Below are 24,025 nucleotides of genomic sequence, written 5' to 3'. Positions count from 1 at the left end.
TACGGTGCAATGTAAATATAAACATATTTTTCCAGTTTAATCCGTATTCTTTTATGGGTACTTGTTTTTCTTTTTTACACTGTTACTTACGCGGCACGGAAATGTACTTTATACGCAATGTTTAAGACATCAAAAGGACTTTTATGCTGACAACGATGATCTTTCCTTCCATGCCGGTATATGTTCTGGTAAATATTATCGATGAGAGCTTTCAAAGAAGAAAGGTGATAGAGTGAATACCCCTTCGTCTCTACTATTGCGTTTCTCGCATGGTTGATACATTTGTACTCACTTCCTTCTAGTTGATACTTTTCGTAAAGGCAGTAACGGCACTGAAAAGCAATCATCGAAGAAAGAAGAATATGAATTAAAGTCCCATACAAATGACAGTAAAAGCGGTCGGTATTCATTGCCTGCACATCATCAATTTCAAATAACGATTTCCATGTTTTAAAGAGAATCTCCACTTGCCAACGCAAGGAATAGATAGGATACAAGGTTTGCTCATCCATTTCTTCTTGTGTTATATTGGTAGCAAGAATTTGGATATGATTCTTCTTGTTGGCGGATTGGGTATGCCCCCCTTTCCGTCTTCTTTCTTTTAAATAGGTGTCTCTCTGTTTTTGTTGCTCTTCGGTTAATCGTTGTACGACTACACGTGCATGAAATGTATTTTTTCCCTTAACTCCTAATTGAATGAACCCATAATCCTGTATCTCTCCTGGAGCTAGATGCATGGCATCTTCTTCAGGCTTTATTTGGATTCTTCGTTGCTTGTCATCCAATGTCCAATAGGTCATATTGGCAGGAACACGAGTAATATAATAGGCTCCTGCTCGATCTATTTTTTTAAAGTGATCTCCTGAGAAATAGCCGAGGTCACGCAAGATAAGGTCCTCTTCTCCTATTGTATCTGCCAATTCTTCAGCTGCATCGTGATCACTGTCTCTTGGTCCATAGAACAACGTATGCAAAAAATTCCCTTGATACAGCTCATATTCTAATTGTATTTTCACTCCATCCCAATAACTCGCGGTGTTCTTTTTTACTTGAAAGGATGTGCCATCCAAGATACGGATCCGAGAAAAAGGATAATCAGATGGAGATGGTAACGATAACATCTGTTGTTTTTCCGCTAACCGCATAAAAACTTGTTTTAAAAAAGCCACTCCTTTCTCGTCTAATCGTTGATGTAAGGCTTGTTTAGATATGGATATTTCTGATTCACGAGAAAGGGAGGCACAGAGCTGTCCTAGCCCCTCCGTACCAACTTTTTCATGTAAGAAGGCACATATACTTAAGAAATCTTCCGGCATTATCTTCTTCAATCGTTGTACAAAACCTGATTCCCGAGCAACATTGCGAAGTTCAGAAATAGATAAAATATCGTGCACACTCTTTACAAACGAGTCAAAATGATATTGCTTAGCCATACGTAATCCCTCCAAATTATTCCATTTATAATGTCAGAATAACGAATAACTTTATGGTTTTTAAAATATCCTGCTTAACTTGACGGCTATGGGCCGTGCCCGCGGAAAGCGAAGTAATTAGTCGGAGCATTGCCAATATTCATCAAACATTTCAAAATAACTACTTCGCTTAACGCAGTCATTGCACCGATTTTATACTTTCTTAACTTAGAACAAAAGCGCAAGCGCCCAAATAGAAAAGTAGGAGCGAGTCAATGGAAGTAAAAGAATCACAATGAGCCTGTGAGCCGATGATGACTTAGAGTAGGGTGATTTGAGAAGTCGCCTCATTTCTGGGCGTTGGAGCTGGACGCAGCTCAACACGCGCCTATTTATCCACATGGTCTAATTTAATCATTTCCTATAATTTCACAGACTACTAGGAAAGGTTGATATAACCAGCCTTTTATACTGACTACTGGTTTTTTAATGTATAAAGTGAAACCTCAATCAGCGGGGTTTTGTTTATCCTCGCTGATTGTTCGTACCACAAGGGGATGATCTAAAGGTCTTTGAAGCAATCGGACATTTACTGGCAGTTGATCCCACATTATCCATATTGATTTCACTTTATTCCTTGAAATGGGGGCTTACTGCCAGTTATATCAATTATATGGGGAATAAATTGTCTAATTTAAGAGCGTATATATCACACACTGAAAGCAAGCTAATACCCTAGCTTTATGTTATTTTATTATTCCTTCTTCTTTTAACTGTTGGATTCGTTTCTTCCCCCAATCATACATCGATTCTACAATTGGTAATAAGGTATAGCCTAGTTCTGTCATAGAGTATTCCACTTTTGGTGGAGTTTCTGGATAGACTTTACGACTAACGATACCATCCTCTATGAGTTCTTTCAGCTGATTGGATAACGTTTTATGAGATATATTTTCAAACAATCGCTGCAAATCACTAAATCGATGTGGACCTTCCACACCTAAATGCCATAGAATCACTACCTTCCATTTCCCACTTAAAATGGAAAGTGTCAGTTCCTTTTCACAATGATATTCGCCATTTTGTAATTTTAATTGTATTTCTTCACGCAATGAATTACACATCTAACAGCGTCTCCTTCTATTTCAACGACGTATTGATAATAAGATAAGGGGAAACCAATGGAATTTCAACTTTTATGATTAAAACGAAAACCATAAATCTACGTGAAAACATGCTCAGGCTTTGGTAATGTTATACGTAATAGGATAAAGTAAAACTTCAAACAGTGGGAGCTTTGTTTATTCCACCACTGATTGTTAGCACCAAAAGGGGATACCTAAAGGTGTTTGAATCAATCGGACATTTACTGGCAGTCAATCACCACATATCCATATTGGCTTCACTTTGCTTGAAATGGGGGAGTTTACTGCCAATAGGGAGAAAAATACTTCACATTAATTATTTCATAACCGAGAAACTATTACACGATGATAAACGTATTTTTATAAGAAGGGAGAATACAAGTCAGATAGTAATAATCTTTACTTTAAGAAGGGGAAATGTATGATGTATGAAGGCAAAATTATTAAGTTCTACCGCGAAAGGACTGGATTAACACAGGAGGAACTGGGAAGAGATATCTGCTCTGCTACCCATATTAGTAAAATTGAGCTTGGACAAACGCATTTCTCAAAAGATATAACGGAATTATTAGCGAAACGACTTAACATATCTATGCATGAAGAAATTCGCACATTTAAAGCCATCCAACAAAAATTAGAGAAATGGCATGAGTCTATTATTATGCAGCAAGAGGAAGAGGCAGATAGCTTAGCAGCAGAGCTAGAAGAAAGTGAATTAATTTATATCTCCGATTACAATAATTTATATAAACTTCTGAAAGCTCGTTTCTTACTTAGCAAAGAAAATGATTCAGGTACATTGAAAATAATCAAAAAATTACAAAATCAGAAACTTTCGCCATATGAATCAGGACTGCTTTACCACATTTGGGGCATTTATTATATCCGAAAACAAGAATACCTGAAAGCAATTAATGCATTAAAATCTATTAACAGTCATACATATCAAAACACAGATTATTATTATCATTTAGCAATCTCTTATTACTTTAATAATACAGACCTATTGGCCTATTCCTATGCCGAGAAAGCATTACATTATTTCAAGAGCTCCAATAATTTTCTACGAGTTATAGATACAGAGACATTGCTACTTGTTATCCAAAATAAACATGTACAATCAAATTTCACAGCTCGCTTAAAAAAATACGAGTCGCTTATTAAGAGTTGTGAACTTTGTCATACCGTAACAAGAAAAGCAATTGTCTTACACAATTTGGCTAATGATTATTTTAGAATGGAGGATTATCAGTTAGCTGCCACCTTGTTTAAGGATGCAATGAAAATAAAAAAAGTAAAATCAAAAAAATATTTAAACTCGCTAGAGGGATATATTCAAGCATGTATAAAGGGAAATCTATTAACGAAAGATGAACTGGTGAAATTATCGAAAGAAGGTTTAGCTGTATCTGAGGAACTTAAAGAATTACTCTATAGCTATCTTTTTACTCTTTTACTATACAAATTACAAGAAAAGCAAGAGCAATATTATTCCTATCTTGAAGAACACGCCTTACCATTTTTCAGAAATTATGGACACGTCTATTCTGTAAACGTCTATGAAAAAGAGCTATTTTTTTATTACGATAAAACAAATCAATTAGATAAAGCAGTCCAATTAGCACATCATATGTTAAGTAATCAGCATTAAAAATCTGCAACAAAAGCGCAAGCGCCCGACTAGAAACGTAGCGACTAGAGCGAGTCAACAGAGAAAAAGGAATCACGGTCAGCCTGCGAGCCGATAATGACTTAGATTAGGACAATTCGTGAAGTCGCCTCGTTTCTGGGCGCTGGAGCTGGACGCGGCTCAACACGCCTATTTATCAAATGGGCAAATTTTATAATTTCCTAGACTGTAAAAAAGCACTACACTCTCATTTTAGAGATGCAGTGCTTTCTAGTGTATTTATTCTTTTATTCTACTCCAACCGCATCATAAGCCCGATTCACTGCTTCGACTGCTGATGAGTTTTCTCCATATAGATCAGATGCTGCCTGAATTGCCGCTTGACGCATCATACTGAAGTCAGAAGTAGAAGTTAAATATTTCGTTAGTGCTCGGTAGTAGATTTGTTCTGTTTTTTCTCTACCAATTCCTTCTACTGTTACATCGTAATGGTTTCCGCCTTCGGCTACTAAATAAGCTGCCTTATTATTTATACTTGAATTAATATGCACGCCCCCATTGTCTTCTTCTCCAGTATAACGGTCATTATAATGATCTGGATAAGGGCCAGTAATTGCATTTTGTACAGAGGTAGGATCACTCATCGAACGCAGTGCATCCCCTTCAATATCTGGTGTGTAAATTTCCTCACCAATCTGCCAATCATCTCGATCAACCATTGCACCCATTATATCGGATAAAGATTCATTTAATGCACCGGATTCGTTTTCATACACTAAGCCAGCAGTTCTATCTGTAACTGCATGTGTTAGCTCATGGGCAATCACATCAAGTCCACCGGATAGAGGCAAGAAATTACGACCATCACCATCGCCATACATCATTAGCTTTCCATTCCAGGCTGCATTATTCCAAGCTTCTCCGACGTGAACAGAGGAAATAATTTTGGCACCCTCTCCATCAAAAGAGTCACGGCTAAACGTTTCTAAGTAGTAATCATATACCTTTCCAGCATTCACATGAGCATCGACTGCAGCTGGATCATTAAAGTACTTATGACCACTAGTTATTTCTTCACCCGTATACCCTAATAATATGGATAGGAGATGGAAGAGATAGAAGTCCATATTTTGTGCATCAAATGTATGCACACCATCCCCTCGTGTTTCATCAAAAAGAAGGTATTGGTCGTCATCTCCTAAAGCAATCTCAAACTTCTTCTTATCACCAAACACGCCTTTACCAAATCCAGTTACATGATCAATTGCATTTGCTTTATTTATAATCTCACCATTCGTTGCATCTATAAAGTAGTGCCAGTATCCAGGAGCTGGTTTCGACGTTGAAGCCTTTACGAGATACGAAAGATAAAATTTCCCATCATGTTCATAAATGAACTGTTCATTTGTCACCTCTCCATCATAATGTTCTACTTTGCCAATCTCCTGCTCAATGTCCTGCTTGGTAATTTCGACTGCATCCTCACCTGAAATCGAAGCCTTTGAAGGAATGTCCTTCTCTGCTAAATCAGGTACTACTTGACCAAAGTAAGCTTTTACATTGTCATTTTCATCTAAGGTAATGGTATGGTCAGATCCATATATTGGAACCCCGTTATGCTGTTCAATAAGCTTAATGTGATGTGTACCATTTTCATTATCTTTCTCTTCCTCGACCACTTTAAAGTGATCTTTCATATTCCCTTCTAATTTCAATTGCTTGCTACGATACTTAAGGTAGGCAAAAGCAACTTCCTTTTCAGATAGTTTTTTTGCTTTAGCTAAAGTATTCGGCGCTTTCCAGTTTTCAATGATATAAGAAGGCGTATTATATTGTTCATTATATTCTATCTTACTTTTTACATTTTCTTGTGCGAATACATTAGTTCCCGCTGTCGTAAATCCTCCAAAAGCAACTGTCAGAGCCAACGTTGAAGAAATCAGTTTTCTTTTCAAGACGAATCCTCTCCTCTTTTAATAGATTAATAGAATGAAAAGATAATTACTTTTCTTCACCATCTGTTTGTGTAGCATTAAATGTCCATTCAAGGTTTAATTGATCACCTTGGAAGATGTTTTGGTCCTGTCCATTATCAACAAACTCAAATTCTACCCAAAGCTCATTCGTGTCTCCCACATCTAGACCACCATGCTGTTCCCATAATGGATCCCATATATCCTTTTTCACTACATCTGGATCCATGTTTTTCAACTCATACAAGGTAGTTTCAAAAATTGGCTCGCTCTCTTTATCCCAATTCCACATAAAGTTAACTTTAATATGCTGACCGAAATCGTCGCCTCCATTATCTCCAGAAGCGTCTACCACTTCATAATTAGTTAATAGATTCACAGTTTTGATATCGAGTGATCCTTCATTACCAAGTACAAATTCCTTTACCATCGTGTCTCCTGGCTTTAAATTAGTAATATCAATAATCGTAGTTGGATCAACAGATAAATCCAGTGTACCTGCTGCAAACGTATTATCTGTTACCTCTGTGTCACTAAAATATGCGTAAGTACCTCCAGCAATTAATGATAGCCCCAATGATGCAGTCACCACGCTCATGCCTAACTTTTTCTTCAGACTCATTAAACTTCCTCCCCTTTTATTATTTATTAATCCCCCATGCTTGTAAAACACAAGAGTATTAACCGAATATTGAGAAACATTTACGTAGATTGCTCCTTCTTTGGATCTTCTATTCCTCTAATTGCTTGGAACATGGAAAAGAGTCCGTAGAGTAGCAGGATTACACCTGGTACAATTAATAATACCGCTGTACCTACTTTCGATTTTGCAAAGTTTAAAAGATATCCTACATAAGGAACAGTAAACCCTGTATACTCTCCGATGATATTTTGTGTTAATACAGGCTCCACATCTACACCGTCATTATTGTCACCCTTTGTCGTATATACCTGCTGTTCTTCTGCTTGTTTGACCTCGACAATACGGTGAGTAATCATTTTTTCTTCCTTTGTTCTAAACGTGATAACATCACCTTTTTTGTACATTGATTGCTCTGTTCCTGGTTTGATTGCGATAATTGATCCTGTTTGAAAGGTTGGCTCCATCGACCCAGATAATACGGATTTTATTTGATAACCAAAAATGGTCGATTCTTCTCCTTTCACTTTTGAAGTTATAACCGCAAATGCAAAGATAATGATCATAGCAATTAGCAAACATGACATGAATTTACGTAACAGATGTATCAACTTCTTCACAGTATTTCACCACCTTGATTTACTAATTATTTGGATATTGACACGAGATCTTTGGAGAGATGCAGCCTTTTCTTCGTTTTTTGTTGATTTATTACTTCTTTAGCTAATTCAATGAGTCGACCAGCTTCCTAGATGTCTACCACCTGATTCACATTGGTTTGAGACTTCTGTATAGCTTGTACTCCTTGCTCGATGTAGGTATATCCCAGTTAATTGGCAAGACTATCGTAAATATTCTTGTACCGTTTGTAGTACTTCTGCCATTCGTTGTTTATTTTGTTCTATTTCTCATTTGATTCGATCTTGCTTATGCCCCACTGATTGGTAGTACCACAAGGGGATCACCTAAAGGCCCTTGAACCGACTGACAATTGATCCCTCACTATCCATATTGGTTTCTCTTTATTACTGGAAGTGGGAGGCTTACTGCCAGTATATCTGGGATAAACAAGTTACTACTTGTAAAGCAGGGATACCTTTAACATATTTCCAGCCTAATGTGATACTTTCGTACACTAACCCGACTTTTCTATAACTGAAACACCTTGTTGCTCTTCTTATTACTTAGAGTACACCTGCAAATCTAGCATGTAAATCGGGGGATTACTATGAAATAGACTGTCGGTTTTACCGATAAAAGAGGGAAAAATGTAGTGGAACATTAGCAAAAAACTGTCTATTTTAATTATTCTAATAATAACACCGATAAAAAAGACCTATATTTTTCCCCCATTCAGGAAATTACTCCTTCTATTCATCTATATCTTTTGAATTATAAATAATCATTGAGCATTTGCAGCAAGAATAAAGGAGCTGTCCAGATTTACAACGTTAAGGAAATTATAATATAAGGTACCACCAACATTTCGCAGAAAATATACGTTAAGAAACGGGAATTTATTTCATCCATCAATTTGCATAAATATCACATTATTTGTTAAATGTTGTTTTTGTGCTAATTTTATAAAAGAACAATCACTAACTAAACTAAAGGAGAGGTTTTATTTGAAAAATACATTTAGTATTATGTCATGGGCTCTAGTTTTGAGTTTTACCTTTTTATTACCCACCTCTGGAAGTGCAGAAGTTAGTTCTACAAAGAGCATAGAAAAGTTTAGTGAAATTAAAAATGCTGAAAAAATAACGGAAAGAGCATCTATAGGGGAAACTGATTTAGATGTTGAAGGGATTGGTGTAAACAAATACACCAAAGAGGTTACAACATCAAAAGGTAATATTATTGAATATGATGTTACCGAAATATAAGACTGCGCAATTAATAGAAAAAAGAACTATGTCTAATGGTGACAACTCTGAAACTTATGCAGTTAATTTAATCGCCAGTTACGATGGCTCTCGTGGAGATAGTAAATGGGATGACTCATATGGCGTTGGTGCATCCTCAACAATATATATTGAGAAATCTACCTATTCCGGTACCGACTATTGGAGATTGATTCGGTCTGAAGGTGGTTGGGATAGACAAGATTCAAGTCTTACCTTAACAAATCCTTATACAATCCAAGGTACCGTAGAGCAGAGTAGGGATGAGCTATACGAAAATCAAACAATAAATCGTGACATTAGTTATGCAGGTAGTTATGGTTTTGATGCTCCTTCGTATTGGGAACCTGTTAACTCGAAAGGTGTTTCAGCATGGGCTCCTCACGTCGGAGAAACCAGTCATGTAGATATATATAGAACTGACCCAAGCAATTCCTGGCATTTATCTCTAAATAATGAATATAAATAAAACATGAAATGACTAATATGGAATTGGTAGGGGTTATTTATGAAAAAGTTTTGTTTCATAATTATTTTAATCAGCTTTTTATTTGCTGCCTGTAATGAGTCAGAAGAGAACAAGGAATATGCTAGTTTTTTATCTGACGAAGAAGGGAAATATGCTTTATATGTGGTTTCTGATGACGCAATTACATTTGAGGAGCTACAAGAAAATGATATAAATAACGTAAAGACTTTTACTCAAGAAAAAACAATGGAAGATGCAAGATTGGAAGAAATAGAGGAAGCTCCTACGTTTATAGTATTTGATACAAAAGACAAGGTTTATAAAACTAACAATAGAGATGATTTATTTAAATTTCTGCAAGAACATTAAATCATTTAAGGTATTCGGATTATAGTATTGACAACCCTATTAAATAAATTAATGTTCATAGCATCGTAAATCGGATAATTGTGTGTAAAATCATAAATTATGTAATATCATTTATTTTTTCTGTATCCATGAAACTGATTAACTTTTAATGTAGTTTTCGTTATGAAACCTTTTACTATCGAATCATAATTGTATTAAAATATCTGCAAATTTAAAGAATCACGTCCAAGTTTTCACTTGGGCGTTTTTACGCTGGACATGACCAGTACTAATGAGAATAAGGTATGATCATTTCTTCAGCTTGGTTAAATTCATTCCAATTCGACTTTTATAAAGGAATACTTGATGGTTGACTCTCCCCTAAGAGGATAGCTTATAGTTCCTTTTATAAGAAATAAGGAGGGAAGAATATGTATGAACTAACTGTAAACAATGTTAGCAAATCATTTGCCAAAAAGGTAGCCTTAAATAATGTATCTCTTAAAGTGAGAAAAGGTTCTATCTTCGGACTGATTGGTCCAAATGGTGCAGGGAAATCTACTTTGACCAGTATATTAGCTACTTTGACCTTGCCAAATGAGGGTACTGTCGAAATTTCGAATTTAGATGTTGTTTCCAAGGTGAATAAGGTTCGAAAAAAAGTTGGCGTCACTTTCCAACAAACAACTGTATTTTCGACAGGAACAGCTTGGGAAAACTTATGGATTGCCGGAAAAATGTATGGCATGAGTACTACAAAAATAATGGAACGTGGAGAACACCTGTTAAAGCAATTTGATTTGTTTCAGGCATCCAACGATTTGGTTGATACTTACTCAGGTGGTATGAAAAGAAAATTGGATATAGCGATAAGTCTACTTCATACCCCTGATATCCTTTTACTAGATGAACCCACAGCCGGATTAGATCCAGAGTCGAGAACTACTCTGTGGCAAATAGTTACAAAAATTTCTCAAGATGAAGGAACGACAATTTTTGTAACGACACACTATTTAGAGGAACTTAATCACCTAGCAACTGAAATTGCATTAATCAACAATGGAAAGATACTTGATATTGGGACGCCAAAAGAGCTGATCAATAAACTTGCTGCTGATCAAATAGAAATCCACTATCGCAAATTGGATTTGGCCAACATTCATAAAATAGAAGCATATATTTCTAACCTAAAAGAGATAGTTCGTCATGAAATAAAACCAACATTATTAACAATTATGACGAGTCATGGACAACAAATTTTATCTGAATTACTGAAATACTTAATTCAAAGTAATGTCGAAATTAAATTTAGTGAATTGAAGCAGGCAACGTTAAATGACGTTTATTTAGCAAACTTTAATGAGAAGGAGGCAGAACTATGAATAACATGGCATTCGCTTTATTATTAGCAAAAAAGAGGCTAACACCGCTAATTAAAAATCCAATAGCAATTATCATTTCAATGTTCCAGCCATTGATTTTCCTAGTGCTGTTTGGCACGATATTTTCAAGCATATCTTCCGTAAGTGGGTTTGAAGAATCCAATTATGTATCGTATATTTTACCAGGAATTTTGATCATGAATGCTCTATTTGGCGGAATATATCTAGGAATGAGTACATTAGATGATATGAGAGAAGGAATATTTAACCGATATTTAATCGCCCCAAAGAATAACTTGATTTTCATCATTGGTGATTTAGTCTACATTTTCACGTTTCAATTGATCCAATCCACTTTGCTAATAATTATTAGCTATTTTATGGGATTTAGACTCCCAATGGGAATAGTTCCACCAATTCTTTTTCTTGTTACACCAGCATTATTCTCATGTTTAATTGGAGCTATTTCAATTGGAATTGCCGCTTTGACAAAAAAGCACACAACAATGATTACAGTCATGCAGTTTTTCTCTTTTCCATTGATTTTCTTGTCTTCTGCCTTTATGCCGACCAATTTATTGCCAAAGTGGATAAGTATTCTATCAAAAATAAATCCAGTTGACTGGGTAGTTAGAGCATCACAATCCACTTTCAACCATTCGCCCGCAATCAGCTACTATTTATTAATTATTTTATGTGTCGTTATAGCTACTTCCTTTTGTAAATTCACATATGATGTTCAAAGAAAAAAGTGAAATAAATGTGTTGACTCTTACCTTAGAGGATACTTTAGTATAAAGAGCATTGAAAGGAGAAGAAAAAATGTTTACCGTTCATGAAGTTGCAAAACTAGCTCATACAACAGTAAAGACTTTACACCATTATCACAAAATAGGTCTTTTGATTCCGGAGCAAACGACAGAAGCCGGCTATCGCCTATATGAAAAAAAAGATTTAGAACGATTACAGCAAATACTTTTTTACAAAGAATTGCATTTTCCTCTCAAGGAAATTAAACAATTATTAGATGGCGGAATCAACAGGAAAAATACGTTGATTCAGCAAAAATATTTACTAGAACAAAAAATTGATCGTTTTAAAGGTCTAATCAAAACAATCAATTCCTCTCTTAAAAATGCTAAAGAAGGAGTCGATATAGATATGGAAACTATGTTTAAAGGTTTTGAAACTGAAGAAGAATGGCAAGAAGTCTTAAAAGACCAAAATGAACACTTGAAAAAAGAATATGACTTTGACTTGTCGAATAAAACAATTGATGTGGAATCAATGAATGACTCTGCCATGGAAGCACAGTCATTTAATGAAGATATGATTCAGTTCTTACAAGATGGTTTCTCTCCGAATAATTCAAAAGTTTTGGATCGTGTAAAGAAACATTTAGCCTTTTTAGAAAAACAAGATCATCCATCAACACCGCAAGACTTTCTAAATCAAACAGAGCATTTCATCGTTGACGACTTTCATAGAGATATGCTTGAGAAATGGCAAGTGGGTTACACTTATTTTCTAAACAAAGTAGCAGCTAGTTATTTGTCAAGTATTAAATAGAACCAATACCAAATAACACAAATGGATGGTATTCATTTGTAAATTTTGATTCCCTTACATCTGATTCGACCAAAGATATGATATTTACGAAATCCAAGGGCTGTTTCGACAGCTCTTTTTGAATTTCTTTCTATAATATAGGTAAAAATGAAGTATTCTAAAAGGAGAAAATATAATTAACCTACCAAACTTAAAAATTCTTGATATGAAAGAGAGTAAATATGATTATAAATTCCTAGTAATTCGTTCCGTTACTAATAGACTAATAAATTGGATTCAAGAAACCAGTTTTGAAAAGACATTCACCAATGTTGCAGACGATATAGGCGTTGACGAAAAAGCTGTACGAAACAACTTTGTAGTTGAGCTTGAAGCTCAAACAGATATTAGAACTCCTAAATGGATTGATATTGATGAAGTGCATTTACTCAAAAACTATCGTTGTGTTATCACAGACGTTGAAAACAAATATCAACTCGCCTGTATCCGTATCTAAATTCCCTGTTGGTTCATCGGCTAGTAACCAACTTGGTTCATGTACTAATGCACGGGCAATTGCTACACGCTGCTGCTGACCTCCTGATAGCTGTGAAGGTAAAGCATGGAGCTTATCAGCTAAACCCACTTGTGATAATAAAGACTCTGCTCTTCCTTTTTTGTTGCAGGAAACTTTTCGTGAAAACAATGGAGACATTACATTTTCTAGGGCTGTTAATGCAGGTAATAGGTGAAATTGTTGAAAGATAAAGCCAATATGCTCAAACCGAAAATCGGCTAACCTGTTTTGACTATATTTATGAATAGATTCGTTTCTATAGATTATCTCTCCTTCTGAAGGCACATCCAGTGCTCCAATCAAGCTAAGTAATGTCGATTTCCCAGAGCCTGACGGTCCAACAATGGCAACAAGCTCTCCTTCAACAAAACAGGTATTAATTTTCTCCAGAGCAAATGTTTCCACACCATCTCCTTTAAAAACCTTACTTACATTTACACATCCTAACTTCTGCACTTCATCCCCTCTATTTTTATAATTTTCAATATATTTAAACTATAGCACAATTGCCTTAGGAATATATACATAGGGCGAAAATTTATATATAAAACGATTCATCATTACAAGTTATTAATTGATATTACAATTAATAACTCGTAATGAATTATCCAGTTTTACAATACTAGGATTCTTTACTTAGTAGTTTCCCCTATTTCATTTGTTAATGACAAAATATTAATTCAATTATCATAGTTAAAACTTAACTTAGGTCTATTGAATCAAAATTTAGATATTTCTGTTAATTAACTTGAAAATATTTGTTATAACAAATATGATAGATATACACCAAAACATGCATGTTGGATTTTACAAAACTATGAAAGCGCTTCTCATTATGTATTTTAAAAAGAGAGGGAGATTATCGTAGTGAATCTATTAAAACAAGCAAACAAGTTTTTCATTTTTTTCATCTTTGGTTTACTCGTCTTTACAAGCATGCCCACACAGAATAGTTTCATTCAAGCAGCAGAGACAAACGATTACAAAATTATTGGCTACTATCCATCATGGGCAGCATATGGTAGAGACTATCAAGTATGGGATATGGATGCTTCGAAGGTAAGTCATATCAACTATGCATTTGCAGATATTTGCTGGGATGGTCGACACGGAAACCCTGATCCTGCTGGACCAAATCCACAAACATGGGCATGTCAGGATGAGAATGGCAATATGGACGCCCCTAATGGAACTATTGTAATGGGAGATCCTTGGATTGATGCCCAAAAAACAAATCCAGGTGATAATTGGGATGACCCATTAAAAGGAAATTTCAAGCAACTTATTAAACTAAAAGAACAAAATCCCCATTTAAAAACTCTAATTTCTATTGGAGGATGGACTTGGTCGAACCGTTTTTCAGATGTAGCTGCTGACCCTGTAACAAGAGAGCAATTTGCCAATTCAGCAGTTGACTTTATTCGAAATTATGGTTTTGATGGCGTTGATATAGACTGGGAATATCCTGTTAGTGGTGGGCTACCTGGAAATAGTACACGTCCAGAAGATAAACAAAACTATGTATTACTTCTCCAAGAGGTTCGTGAGAAATTAGATGCTGCTGAAGCAGAAGATGGAACAGAGTATTTACTTACTATTGCTTCGGGTGCAAGTAATGAATATGTTGAAAACAATGAACTAGGTCAAATTGCAGACATTGTGGACTGGATTAATATTATGACGTATGACTTTAACGGTGGATGGCAAACACAAAGCGGTCATAATGCACCTCTTTATTTTGATCCAGCCGCAGAAGCTGCAGGTCTTCCTAAAGCAGATACCTTTAACGTACAAAGCGCTGTGACACGACATATAAATGATGGAGTTCCAGCTAATAAGTTAGTTTTAGGAACACCGTTTTATGGTAGAGGTTGGAGCGATTGTGATGCGGCTAATAATGGAGAATATCAGAATTGTTCACCGGCAACAGAAGGAACTTGGGAAAATGGCACTTTTGACTTTAGCGATTTAGAAGATAACTATATAAATAAGAATGGTTACCAACGATATTGGAATGACAAAGCAAAGGTACCTTATTTATATAATGCTTCAAACGGAAATTTTATAACGTATGATGATGAAGAATCCTTTGGATATAAAACAGATTTCATTAAGTCTGAAGGACTTGCAGGCGCTATGTTTTGGGACTATAGTGGAGATGTAAATCAAACGCTAGTGACTACATTGGCAAACAACTTAAATTTTACAGGTGATGGAGGAGATCCAAATCCACCTGCATTAGCTCCGCAGAATGTTAATGCTAGTAATGTAACAGCGTCTAGCATCGATCTATCATGGGAGGCTCCTACAGAATCTTCTTCTATTGTGGAATATGTCATTCAATTTAATAATCAAGAAATATCAACAGCATCATTATCTACAAAATTAGAAAACCTACAGTCAGGTACTTCTTATACGATTACCGTTTCTTCAAAGGATGCGGATGGAAAGCTTTATTCAGCCGCCCCATTGACTGTCTCTACAAGTGATCAAGGAGGAACATGTGATTATCCTGCTTGGAATGGAGGAGACACGTACGTTGGCGGAGATCGTGTACAACATAATGGCAATATATATGAAGCCAAATGGTGGACAAAAGGCGATGAACCAGGAACAACTGGTGACTGGGGACCATGGAAGGTAGTTGAGAACTGTAAGTAACCCTCAGTAATCCCAATCCATCCCACGGAGCAATTCTCCGTGGGATATTTTTTATTCCGCATATAACTGGCAGTAAGACCCCCACTTCAAACAATAAAGAGAAACCAATATGGGGAAGTGAGGATAAACAAAATCTCCACTGATTGAAGTTACACATCACAGACCTTTACAAGAGAAGACCTGCTTGATGCAATTTGGCCAATGGTGCCACCAACAGATAGGACAGTCGATGATCAATCAATCGTATTAGAAAAAAGTTAAATCCCCTATCTAGATGGGTGTGTATCGAAACTGCTTAAACTGCAAAGACCAATACATCAGAGTCCTCTACTAAACGATGCAGAAGTATCCTCCAATGTGAACATGCTTTTTTACAAATATCATTTGTGATGCCTTTAAGTTACTTGAGGATCATCAGGCAGTATTCGGGTTTGAGCTTGATTTGTCGAGTCGCCTTTACCTTCATTTCATGAATGGCTATTTTAAATGGCTTTTAAATGCGGAAGAAATCTCCTTTTGGAAAAATACACTACGTGTTATTCCCTTCTTTACTAAAGACAAAAATTTCTATTGTCTATACTTTGCACCGAATCATTATAAAATCGGGCATTTTAACAATAAAATCGCTTCCCCTATATAGCTTATGAAAGATATTTCTAATTAACATTTATGCATAGAGATCCGATATAGTAAGTGACATCGAGGGAGGATTTTAAATGGTAAAAACAATGAAGATATCAGAATTACTTATAGGTTATAAGAATAAGGAATTCTCACCTACTGAAATAACAAAGCTATTTTTAGAGAGAATCGAACATGTGAATAAGAAATTAAATGCCTTTATTACTGTTTCTGATGAACATGCTTTAAAACAGGCTAAACTTGCGGAAGAAAACTGGATGAAGGGTTATCAATCATCTGTTTTGCAGGGGGTTCCAATTTCTTATAAAGATTTAATTAATACACAAGGAATTAGAACAACAAACGGTTCACATATAGATAAAGCATACTTTCCCCAAGAGGATGCTTATGTTGTACAGAAATTAGAAACCGCAGGAGCTATTAATTTGGGTAAAAATAACTTACACGAATATGCTTTTGGTATCACTTCTTCCAATCCATTCTACGGCAGTGTAAAGAACCCTTGGAAAACAGATCATATCCCTGGCGGTTCAAGTGGTGGATCAGGAGTAGCTGTAGCTGCTAACTTAGGTCTTGCTTCGATTGGAACAGATACTGGTGGGTCCATTCGTATCCCTGCATCTGCATGTGGTGTAGTCGGCTTAAAACCTACCGTTAATAACATAAGCACAAAAGGAATCAAGGGTATTTCTTGGTCATTGGATCACGTTGGTCCATTAACACAAGATGTAACTGACTTAGCCATTATCATGGAAGGATTAACCGACCGTCGATATAGCGAACATTGTAAAAGTGATATTCGTGGTATGCGCATTGGTGTACCTACTAATTTCTTCACTGACCACGTGGAACCCGAAATTACAAAAGCCTATCAAAACAGTTTACTTGAGCTAGAAAAACTTGGTGCTATTTTAATTGATATTGAACTTCCATTTGCTGAGGCTGCAAGCAACAGCGTTTTTACCATTGCTTTAGCAGAAGGTGCATCGATTCACGAGACTACGCTACACACACAACAGGATGACTACGGAAATGATGTAAAAGCTCACCTACTAAATGGCACAGCAATTGGAGCTACTGACTATATCAAGGCTTTAAATATACAAAAGGAAGCTATTAATCAGCTTGATCATGTATTAATGGATATTGATTTGATAGCTACGCCAACATTACCTGTAAGCCCTAAACCAATCGGAATTGAACATGTTGAAACAGATGGATTGGAGGAAGATATTTTCACATGTATGACTCGATTTACACGATTATTTAGTTTGACAGGACATCCAGCCTTATCCATTCCTGTGGGTACAACAACTGATAACCTACCAATCGGTCTGCAATTGGTTAGTGAATATCATCAAGAACCATTATTAATCCGTGCAGGCTTCGCTTTTGAAGAAGCTTGTCTTTCTGATTTTTATAAGCAGCGATCCTTTATCGCAGAAAACATATAGAATGGAGTGAAATCATGCAAACATCAATTCAAATTGATTCAGAAATCCTTAAAAAGGTAGTAGAGCTTGGACCATTAATCAAAGAGCTTTTGCAAAACGAAAACATCCTAATCGGCATCGTCGATTTAGAAAAGTATTTATACTACGCTCCAGGCACAACCTTGGATGCCAAAGTAGCTATTGGTGATCCTTTTTTTGAACATGACTTGTTTGGTCAAGTAATTAAAAATCGTAAACGAACCGTTATCAAAACACCACCCGAATATGGGGCACCATTTAAAGGCGTAGGTATCCCCATTTTTGATAACAATGAAATCGTTGGCTGTATTGGTATTGGCATTAGCTTAGATCAAGAATATGAATTTCTTGAGATTATTCAATCATTGGAAGAGCTAGCAGATAATGTACAAGGAAAAGCCCATACGATGCTTTCACAAACAGAAGAATTATCCGCAACCGTCCAACAAATAGCCGCCCACTCGGAAAATGTGGAAAAAAATTCGGGTGAAATTCATGATGTTACTGGATTTATTAATAAAATCTCCGAGCAATCAAATTTACTCGGGCTTAACGCTGCGATTGAAGCAGCAAGAGCTGGAGAACATGGCAAAACCTTTTCTGTCGTTGCTAAAGAAATACGGAAAATGGCTCAGGATTCCTCGGAAGCTACCGATAAAATCAGCAATGTATTAGCAGAGATCATGTCAAATATTGAACAGACTACTGAGCAATTATCTGATATAGCTCAAGCAGTTCAAAGTCAGGAAGGAGAAGCGGAAACCTTCTCACAAATGACGGAGGAATTAAACGAAATGACGAATAAGCTGAAGAAGCATATTGAAGTATTAACAAATAACTGACAATGAAAAAAGCGTCCCTACAGAATAGTATGTAAGGACGCTTTTTTCTTATTTTCTTTACAGCAAAGATTATTTTCCTACTAACACAAAGACATTCTCGTCTGGTGCTTGCATAACCGTAACATGACCACGTAACGTGAAACTTCAATCAGTGGGGGTTTTGTTTCCCCACTGATTGTTCGTACCACAAGGGTATGACCTAAAGGCTTTTGAACAATCGGACACTTAACTGACAGTCGATCGCTCACTTATCCATATTGGTTTCACTTTTTTGCTTGAAATGGGGCCTTACTGCCAGTTATGTATGGGATAAAACCTTTTTACTTCAGCTTCTTAATTTGCTTATCTATGTTTTCGGTTTTACTCTTCTTCTCATCTTTATCTAAAGCGTCATTAGCTTTAATCAGCTCTTTTTCTTTTTGTAGACTTTTTATTTGCAGGTCTTTATTTTTTAATGCCTTGGCAATTTTAAGTGCCTCTTTCGGTTTATTTATTTGAATATAACTATGAGCGGCTAAAGATTTTGCCCGGTTATTATCAGCGATTTCCTTATAAATTTCCAATACCTGCTTATAGTCTTTATTTAACCACGCTTGCTCTATCTTAACTTGTGGTTGATCCGATTTAATAGAAAGAATTTTTTGATTTGCTTCCTCACTATTAAGGGCTAATAATTTTACCACTACTTCACCCTCATAAGACTTGTTCAAATCTAAAGCCTTGGACAAGCTTTCTAATGTATTCAATTGGATATATTGTCCTGCCAGTACCTTATTAGCATTCTCATCAAGTGATTGGACACTTTCCAATGCAGCTATGGCTTCTTCCGTCTCACCAGAAATAACGAACTGATATCCTTTGATTATTGCTTCTTTCTGTTCTAGTTCTTTTTGTAATGTTTTATTCTCATCCTGTTGCTCATCAAGTTCACTAGTCGTAGCGGAAGCAGCCTTCGTGCTTGGTACTACCTTGCCAGCATAGACAAATAGCATTCCTAATAAAATACCAACAGTTACACCGATAATTAACGATTTTCTTTCTACCTTCAGTTTAGAACGATTTAAGGATGGTAATTTTTTTGAAGCTATTTTTTCTTTATCTTCAAATTTATTCGTAATAGGTTGTTGATTCACCTGAGAAGGTTCCAGTGCCTTTCTTAATTGCTCTATTGAGGCCGCTGCTTGAATACGCTGGACTATATCTTGATCAATTGCATGTGTGGCCGTATTACCAGTAGTGAATAAATACAAAAATACATTTTTTAAATCTTGAAGTAATTGGAATGATGTATATTCCTCAGGTGGTAATACAGAACGTATACCTCGATGGGCAAATTTTATGTTTCCCTCATTATTAGCATAAATATTATCTGGATGAACTAAGGTCGTGTATTGTGTTCCAAATAAATTGTCCACCGTTAATATACTACGTGCTAATTTACATTTAAATTCCCTATTTGATGATACATAACTAGTTAAGGACTTGAATCCATGATCAATTTGATAATGGATTTGAACCATCGATTCTTCAATATTATATTGTCTGCAGGTTAAAAATAATTCACTGTCTCTTTTTAACTCTTCTAATTGTTCATCTGCTAAAATATTCGTCTTTTCCTTCGCTATTTCGAAGGTTACAGTATCCATAGTCTTCCTTAAGCTTCCATCTTTTATTTCAAATCGGTCAGTCACCATATCACCCCTTATTTCTTATTAGCCAAACTTTTTCGTCCGCTCTCTCCAAGATAATTTTACTTTTTTTAGTGCAGCTATTACATGTTCAATGGAATTAAATCGTTTCTCAGCATCCGTCTCTGTCAACTTCAAAATAACCTTTACAAAGGATTTTGGAGCGCGCTCATTTAATATACTTTTATTCGTTGTGGTATATATATTTTCTCCATCAGAAATGAGATAAAATAATGTAGCACCTAAAGAAAATAAATCAGAGCGTTTATCAATAACACCTTTCTCAAATTGTTCCGGTGCAGCAAATCCTATTGTACCCAAAGCAGATGACCGTTGTGATTCATTTTCAAAAACGGAAGTTCCAAAGTCTATTAAATGAATGGTATTATCCTTCGTTAATAAAATATTAGAAGGCTTTATATCTCGTATAACAATAGACGGATGCTTCCTGTGGAAAACCTGGATGATATCAGCTATCTTCCTGCCAATTTCGAGTACTTCATCCCATTGAAATCTTCTATTCCTTTGTTCTATGAAATCAGCTAAATTCGTACCATTGAATTTTTCCATGATAATTGCTTTATAATGATCCTGAATCGTTACAATATCAAATAATGTCGGAACATTCGTATGATCGATAGCTGCTAATATTTTCGCTTCATTGGTAATTTGATTCGTAAACAATGTCGTAGGTTGTTTAACTACTTTTAATACTGCTATTTGTTTTTTCGGACCTACAACTTCATAAAGCTGCGATGTTCCGCCTTCACGAAAAAAGCTTTTTACTCTGTATTTGCCATTAATACGATGATTCTTGATAACCTTCATGACTCATCTATCTTCCTTTACGTCCCAAAATAAGAACAGATACATCATCATGGTAGTTCGCATCTCTTGCCATATTACAAAAATGCTCCGCTATTTTTTGTAAGGAATGTTCTCTTTCTAAACCCTCTTGAAATTGCTTATGGAGATCCTCCTTTGTAAACAAAGAGTATAGACCATCCGTACATAAGATAAAATGTTCTTCTTCTGAACATGCGTTCATAGAGACAAATGGATCTATTTCTCCTTTAACTCCCATACACTGTGTTAATAAGTGAGACTTATCATCCTTCTCTGCTTCTCTTTCCGACAAGGCCCCATTCTCCACCTGCATTCTTGCCCAAGTATGGTCTTTTGTAAGCTGTACAAAACGCTTGGACTGCTCCAAATCAATAGTGTCGTCACTTTCCTCTAAACGAATAGCTATTGGTTTTCGCACTCGATAAATTCTCGTATCACCTACATGACAAATAAGATATTGATCATCCACAATAATTAGCACACTTAATGTCGTTCCTAAATGATGATCTTCTCGTTTACCTATATCGATTAGCTTTTGATTAATTACATGAAAGATACCAGCTATTGTGTCTTGGCAATCTTCTAAAAAACGTTCTGAATTATCATGTTTAATCAGCTTAGTTCTCCACCATTTTAAGATATAATTGGCGGCATAGAAGCTTGCTATATCTCCAAACGTATGCCCCCCCATCCCGTCAGCAGCAATTAAAATATGCGCTTCTTCATTCTGGTTAAGATAGCTCGAAGTATATTCAATATAATCTTCATTTATTTTTTTGTCTGGACCCTTCATCGTAAATAATCCAAAATCAATACCCTTCGTTGCATTCATTATTTAGACACCCTATACGAATAAATTATCTTACCAATTTGGATTTCATCTTCATTTTTTAATTCATGTATTTTATATGGAATAATCTTTTCTTCATTAATATACGTACCATTTTTTGATCCTAAATCTTTAATACCATACGTGTCTGAAAGTTTAACAAGCTCAATATGTAAACGAGAGACACCTACACTTTTTTCCACATAATCTGTACCTTTTTCAGCTCTACCAATAATATAGTTATCCTTTTCTAATTCAATACTTTCTTCAGCTTCTTCTCTTTTAACAAGAAGATAATTCTTTACTTTCGGTAATTTTTTACCGTGTAGCTCCTCTTCATCCAATAGCATGGTTTGATCTCGTTGATTAGAGGATATGGATGACGTATCCGTAGTTAACGCTTCACTATTTGTATGTAGCGTAGAGGCAGTTTCACTCTGTTGCGCAAAGACTTGATTAACTACTTCCTGATTGTACGAAATAGCGCTATCTTGTTGTGCTGGTAAATCATTCGTATGTTCTGACGTAGCTTCACTCGTCTTCTTCGCTATAGTCGGCTTATTCTTACGCTGTTTATTTTTGACTCTTACTTCCTTCTCTATAATGGTAGGCTCTACACCTGGACGCCAAACTTTCCAATATACGTACACACCCGCAATTACTCCTACACTTAAAACGGATGAAACTCCGAACATAATTGAATTTGGACTGCTTTCATATAGCTTCCATATAACTGCCAAGGCTAAGATCCCTATTAAAATGGAATATGTTTTCATCTTACTAGTAAGCGGTGGTAATTTTTTCACTTTTTTCATGATCGTTGTCTGCTGATCTTGCTCGACATTCGCATCTTCATTCTCATTATTTATTGATTGCTGCTGCTGTGTCCCTTGTAATTGACTTAATAATTGCTTAAGTCCTTGCAAGCTAAAGCCGGGATCCTTGATGTAGCTGAGAATCATCTTAAATTGAACACCTTTTAACCCCTGTACTTCACTAGCCATATTCAAGATTAATTTTTTCAATTCCTCATACATCGATGGCTTATTCGCTATTTCATTCACTGGTAGATATGTTAAGTACACTTGATGATATCCATTGCCAATATAAATAAAATCTTCATGCAAAACATACTGCTGATCATTCAGCATATAATTGCTTGAATCTTGTAAAGCCTGAATAATATTTATAAACAAGGCATAGTACTCTTGCATTGTTAATGGCTTTTCTTTCACAATTGGCCGTAACTTTCTCAAGCCTTCAATTCGATAGTATACCGTACTACGACCATTGATGTCTTCAAAGCTCATCGGAATCAATCTTGGAATATGATTAGCTTGAATCATTTTTAATTGCAGGCTATCAAAATCTCGTTGTTCAAACCCTGTTTCTTTCGTTTTTCGTAGTTTCATATACATTCCATTTGCTTGTTCATAAGTTATATGAAACTGATAAAGTTCACTCATATGAAATTCTCCCCCTTAAGCCAAATACATATAATAAAATGAAGTTACAACACCTGGTATTACAGCATAAATAAATGGAAAACGATTAGAAATGTTATTCTTAAAGTCGTCCAGTGGTGTTAACGATTTATCTCGAATCGATTCAAAAATATGATAGAAAGCTAACGTCATATTAACTAAAAATGTTTTGGTAAATAATAAGATAATAATTGCAATGAATCCAGCAAAAATGATGGAATACATAATGGAATATAGCGTAAATAAAACTCCAGAAATCGCCCCAATTGCTGCAAATAATTTCACATCACCAGCACCTATAGCTTTAAAAATATACAAGACTAGCATAATACCTCCACCAGCCAATAACCCAAATACAGAATTTAACAACCCGTCCAATTGATTGAAAAATAAATGAAATAATAAACCTACCATTGCACCACTAACGTTCAACCAATTTGGTAATCTGGAATATTTGATATCATAAAATGCTGCAACCCCTAAAAACACAATTAATAGATAGAAATGTGTTGGCATTCTTCTCCCTCCTTCCT

The 24,025-nt window shown here is 35.6% G+C and carries 21 protein-coding genes; 10 read left to right on the top strand and 11 right to left on the bottom strand.

Translation table 11 applies throughout. The annotated features are described in order from the left end of the window. Positions 1-86: 86 nt before the first annotated feature. Together D9782_RS09275 and D9782_RS09270 are read right to left on the bottom strand one after the other, a co-directional pair. On the bottom strand, positions 87-1,433 hold the full coding sequence (locus D9782_RS09275; RefSeq protein ID WP_121603725.1) for an IS4 family transposase: 1,347 nt from the start codon (positions 1,431-1,433) through the stop codon (positions 87-89). Between the two features lie 725 nt (positions 1,434-2,158). Further along, complete coding sequence (locus D9782_RS09270; RefSeq protein WP_121604583.1) at positions 2,159-2,536, bottom strand: winged helix-turn-helix transcriptional regulator; 378 nt, start codon at positions 2,534-2,536, stop codon at positions 2,159-2,161. A 445-nt stretch (positions 2,537-2,981) separates the two neighbouring features. On the opposite strand from D9782_RS09270, the gene D9782_RS09260 reads away from it, so the two are divergent. Next, positions 2,982-4,208, top strand: coding sequence for a helix-turn-helix domain-containing protein (locus D9782_RS09260; protein WP_162986361.1), 1,227 nt, complete (start codon positions 2,982-2,984; stop codon positions 4,206-4,208). Between the two features lie 266 nt (positions 4,209-4,474). Here D9782_RS09260 and D9782_RS09255 read toward each other — a convergent pair whose 3' ends face one another. The 3 genes from D9782_RS09255 to sipW form a co-directional block, all read right to left on the bottom strand. Then, a complete protein-coding gene (locus D9782_RS09255) occupies positions 4,475-6,142 on the bottom strand; it encodes a M4 family metallopeptidase (protein ID WP_121604580.1) in 1,668 nt (555 codons plus the stop codon). Between the two features lie 46 nt (positions 6,143-6,188). Next, positions 6,189-6,782 (bottom strand): CalY family protein, encoded by a 594-nt coding sequence (locus tag D9782_RS09250; RefSeq protein WP_026683215.1) that lies wholly within the window; start codon positions 6,780-6,782, stop codon positions 6,189-6,191. 80 nt (positions 6,783-6,862) lie between these two features. After that, on the bottom strand, positions 6,863-7,420 hold the full coding sequence (sipW, locus tag D9782_RS09245; protein WP_318279823.1) for a signal peptidase I SipW: 558 nt from the start codon (positions 7,418-7,420) through the stop codon (positions 6,863-6,865). A gap of 1,005 nt (positions 7,421-8,425) precedes the next feature. On the opposite strand from sipW, the gene D9782_RS09240 reads away from it, so the two are divergent. The 6 genes from D9782_RS09240 to D9782_RS09215 all read left to right on the top strand — a co-directional run bounded on the left by D9782_RS09240 (position 8,426) and on the right by D9782_RS09215 (position 12,472). Beyond that, complete coding sequence (locus tag D9782_RS09240) at positions 8,426-8,686, top strand: hypothetical protein (protein ID WP_121604579.1); 261 nt, start codon at positions 8,426-8,428, stop codon at positions 8,684-8,686. Beyond that, entirely contained in the window at positions 8,670-9,173 is a 504-nt protein-coding gene (locus tag D9782_RS09235) for a hypothetical protein (RefSeq protein WP_121604578.1), read from the top strand. The genes D9782_RS09240 and D9782_RS09235 overlap by 17 nt, the downstream gene beginning before the upstream one ends. A 39-nt stretch (positions 9,174-9,212) precedes the next feature. Next, positions 9,213-9,542, top strand: a complete 330-nt coding sequence (locus D9782_RS09230) for a hypothetical protein (protein ID WP_026683212.1) — start codon at positions 9,213-9,215, stop codon at positions 9,540-9,542. Between the two features lie 410 nt (positions 9,543-9,952). Next, positions 9,953-10,903 (top strand): ABC transporter ATP-binding protein, encoded by a 951-nt coding sequence (locus D9782_RS09225; RefSeq protein WP_121604577.1) that lies wholly within the window; start codon positions 9,953-9,955, stop codon positions 10,901-10,903. After that, positions 10,900-11,658 (top strand): ABC transporter permease, encoded by a 759-nt coding sequence (locus D9782_RS09220; RefSeq protein WP_026683210.1) that lies wholly within the window; start codon positions 10,900-10,902, stop codon positions 11,656-11,658. Before D9782_RS09225 ends, D9782_RS09220 begins: the two co-directional genes overlap by 4 nt. A 49-nt stretch (positions 11,659-11,707) precedes the next feature. Further along, positions 11,708-12,472, top strand: a complete 765-nt coding sequence (locus D9782_RS09215) for a MerR family transcriptional regulator (RefSeq protein WP_240455832.1) — start codon at positions 11,708-11,710, stop codon at positions 12,470-12,472. 424 nt (positions 12,473-12,896) lie between these two features. On the opposite strand, the gene D9782_RS09205 is transcribed toward D9782_RS09215, so the two are convergent. Next, the gene (locus D9782_RS09205; protein WP_121604575.1) at positions 12,897-13,484 is read right to left on the bottom strand and encodes an ABC transporter ATP-binding protein; all 588 of its coding nucleotides are present in this window, start codon (positions 13,482-13,484) and stop codon (positions 12,897-12,899) included. Between the two features lie 480 nt (positions 13,485-13,964). On the opposite strand from D9782_RS09205, the gene D9782_RS09200 reads away from it, so the two are divergent. The 3 genes from D9782_RS09200 (at position 13,965) to D9782_RS09190 (ending at position 18,645) form a co-directional block, all read left to right on the top strand. Further along, positions 13,965-15,689: a glycosyl hydrolase family 18 protein gene (locus D9782_RS09200; RefSeq protein WP_121605857.1), complete on the top strand. Its 1,725-nt coding sequence runs from the start codon at positions 13,965-13,967 to the stop codon at positions 15,687-15,689. 716 nt (positions 15,690-16,405) lie between these two features. Next, positions 16,406-17,785, top strand: a complete 1,380-nt coding sequence (locus D9782_RS09195) for an amidase (RefSeq protein WP_240455831.1) — start codon at positions 16,406-16,408, stop codon at positions 17,783-17,785. A gap of 14 nt (positions 17,786-17,799) precedes the next feature. Further along, positions 17,800-18,645, top strand: a complete 846-nt coding sequence (locus D9782_RS09190; RefSeq protein WP_026683206.1) for a methyl-accepting chemotaxis protein — start codon at positions 17,800-17,802, stop codon at positions 18,643-18,645. Positions 18,646-18,965: 320 nt separating this feature from the next. Here D9782_RS09190 and D9782_RS09185 read toward each other — a convergent pair whose 3' ends face one another. Genes D9782_RS09185 through D9782_RS09165 form a run of 5 tightly spaced genes read right to left on the bottom strand, consistent with a single transcriptional unit; the run spans position 18,966 to position 24,008 of the window. Next, on the bottom strand, positions 18,966-20,336 hold the full coding sequence (locus D9782_RS09185) for a type VII secretion protein EssB/YukC (RefSeq protein ID WP_162986360.1): 1,371 nt from the start codon (positions 20,334-20,336) through the stop codon (positions 18,966-18,968). Positions 20,337-20,357: 21 nt separating this feature from the next. Then, on the bottom strand, positions 20,358-21,161 hold the full coding sequence (locus tag D9782_RS09180; protein WP_026683204.1) for a serine/threonine-protein kinase: 804 nt from the start codon (positions 21,159-21,161) through the stop codon (positions 20,358-20,360). Between the two features lie 7 nt (positions 21,162-21,168). Continuing rightward, the gene (locus D9782_RS09175; protein WP_121604573.1) at positions 21,169-22,011 is read right to left on the bottom strand and encodes a PP2C family protein-serine/threonine phosphatase; all 843 of its coding nucleotides are present in this window, start codon (positions 22,009-22,011) and stop codon (positions 21,169-21,171) included. Then, positions 22,011-23,474 (bottom strand): DUF6382 domain-containing protein, encoded by a 1,464-nt coding sequence (locus D9782_RS09170; protein WP_121604572.1) that lies wholly within the window; start codon positions 23,472-23,474, stop codon positions 22,011-22,013. Before D9782_RS09170 ends, D9782_RS09175 begins: the two co-directional genes overlap by 1 nt. Before the next feature lie 15 nt (positions 23,475-23,489). Continuing rightward, complete coding sequence (locus D9782_RS09165) at positions 23,490-24,008, bottom strand: A24 family peptidase (protein WP_026683201.1); 519 nt, start codon at positions 24,006-24,008, stop codon at positions 23,490-23,492. Positions 24,009-24,025: the final 17 nt, after the last annotated feature.

Origin of the sequence: Virgibacillus sp. Bac332 (assembly GCF_003667785.1) — a bacterium.
Lineage (GTDB): Bacteria > Bacillota > Bacilli > Bacillales > Amphibacillaceae > Virgibacillus > Virgibacillus salarius.
Note: the sequence above shows the minus strand (reverse complement) of the source record. Positions and strands in the feature narration are given on the sequence as shown.

Excerpts from the sequence above, each read along its gene's own strand:
- D9782_RS09275 (WP_121603725.1), bottom strand. The coding sequence starts at position 1,433 with ATGGCTAAGCAATATCATTTTGACTCGTTTGTAAAGAGTGTGCACGAT.
- D9782_RS09270 (WP_121604583.1), bottom strand. The coding sequence starts at position 2,536 with ATGTGTAATTCATTGCGTGAAGAAATACAATTAAAATTACAAAATGGC.
- D9782_RS09260 (WP_162986361.1), top strand. The coding sequence starts at position 2,982 with ATGTATGAAGGCAAAATTATTAAGTTCTACCGCGAAAGGACTGGATTA.
- D9782_RS09250 (WP_026683215.1), bottom strand. The coding sequence starts at position 6,782 with ATGAGTCTGAAGAAAAAGTTAGGCATGAGCGTGGTGACTGCATCATTG.
- D9782_RS09235 (WP_121604578.1), top strand. The coding sequence starts at position 8,670 with ATGTTACCGAAATATAAGACTGCGCAATTAATAGAAAAAAGAACTATG.
- D9782_RS09230 (WP_026683212.1), top strand. The coding sequence starts at position 9,213 with ATGAAAAAGTTTTGTTTCATAATTATTTTAATCAGCTTTTTATTTGCT.
- D9782_RS09225 (WP_121604577.1), top strand. The coding sequence starts at position 9,953 with ATGTATGAACTAACTGTAAACAATGTTAGCAAATCATTTGCCAAAAAG.
- D9782_RS09220 (WP_026683210.1), top strand. The coding sequence starts at position 10,900 with ATGAATAACATGGCATTCGCTTTATTATTAGCAAAAAAGAGGCTAACA.
- D9782_RS09200 (WP_121605857.1), top strand. The coding sequence starts at position 13,965 with ATGCCCACACAGAATAGTTTCATTCAAGCAGCAGAGACAAACGATTAC.
- D9782_RS09195 (WP_240455831.1), top strand. The coding sequence starts at position 16,406 with ATGGTAAAAACAATGAAGATATCAGAATTACTTATAGGTTATAAGAAT.
- D9782_RS09190 (WP_026683206.1), top strand. The coding sequence starts at position 17,800 with ATGCAAACATCAATTCAAATTGATTCAGAAATCCTTAAAAAGGTAGTA.
- D9782_RS09180 (WP_026683204.1), bottom strand. The coding sequence starts at position 21,161 with ATGAAGGTTATCAAGAATCATCGTATTAATGGCAAATACAGAGTAAAA.
- D9782_RS09175 (WP_121604573.1), bottom strand. The coding sequence starts at position 22,011 with ATGAATGCAACGAAGGGTATTGATTTTGGATTATTTACGATGAAGGGT.
- D9782_RS09170 (WP_121604572.1), bottom strand. The coding sequence starts at position 23,474 with ATGAGTGAACTTTATCAGTTTCATATAACTTATGAACAAGCAAATGGA.
- D9782_RS09165 (WP_026683201.1), bottom strand. The coding sequence starts at position 24,008 with ATGCCAACACATTTCTATCTATTAATTGTGTTTTTAGGGGTTGCAGCA.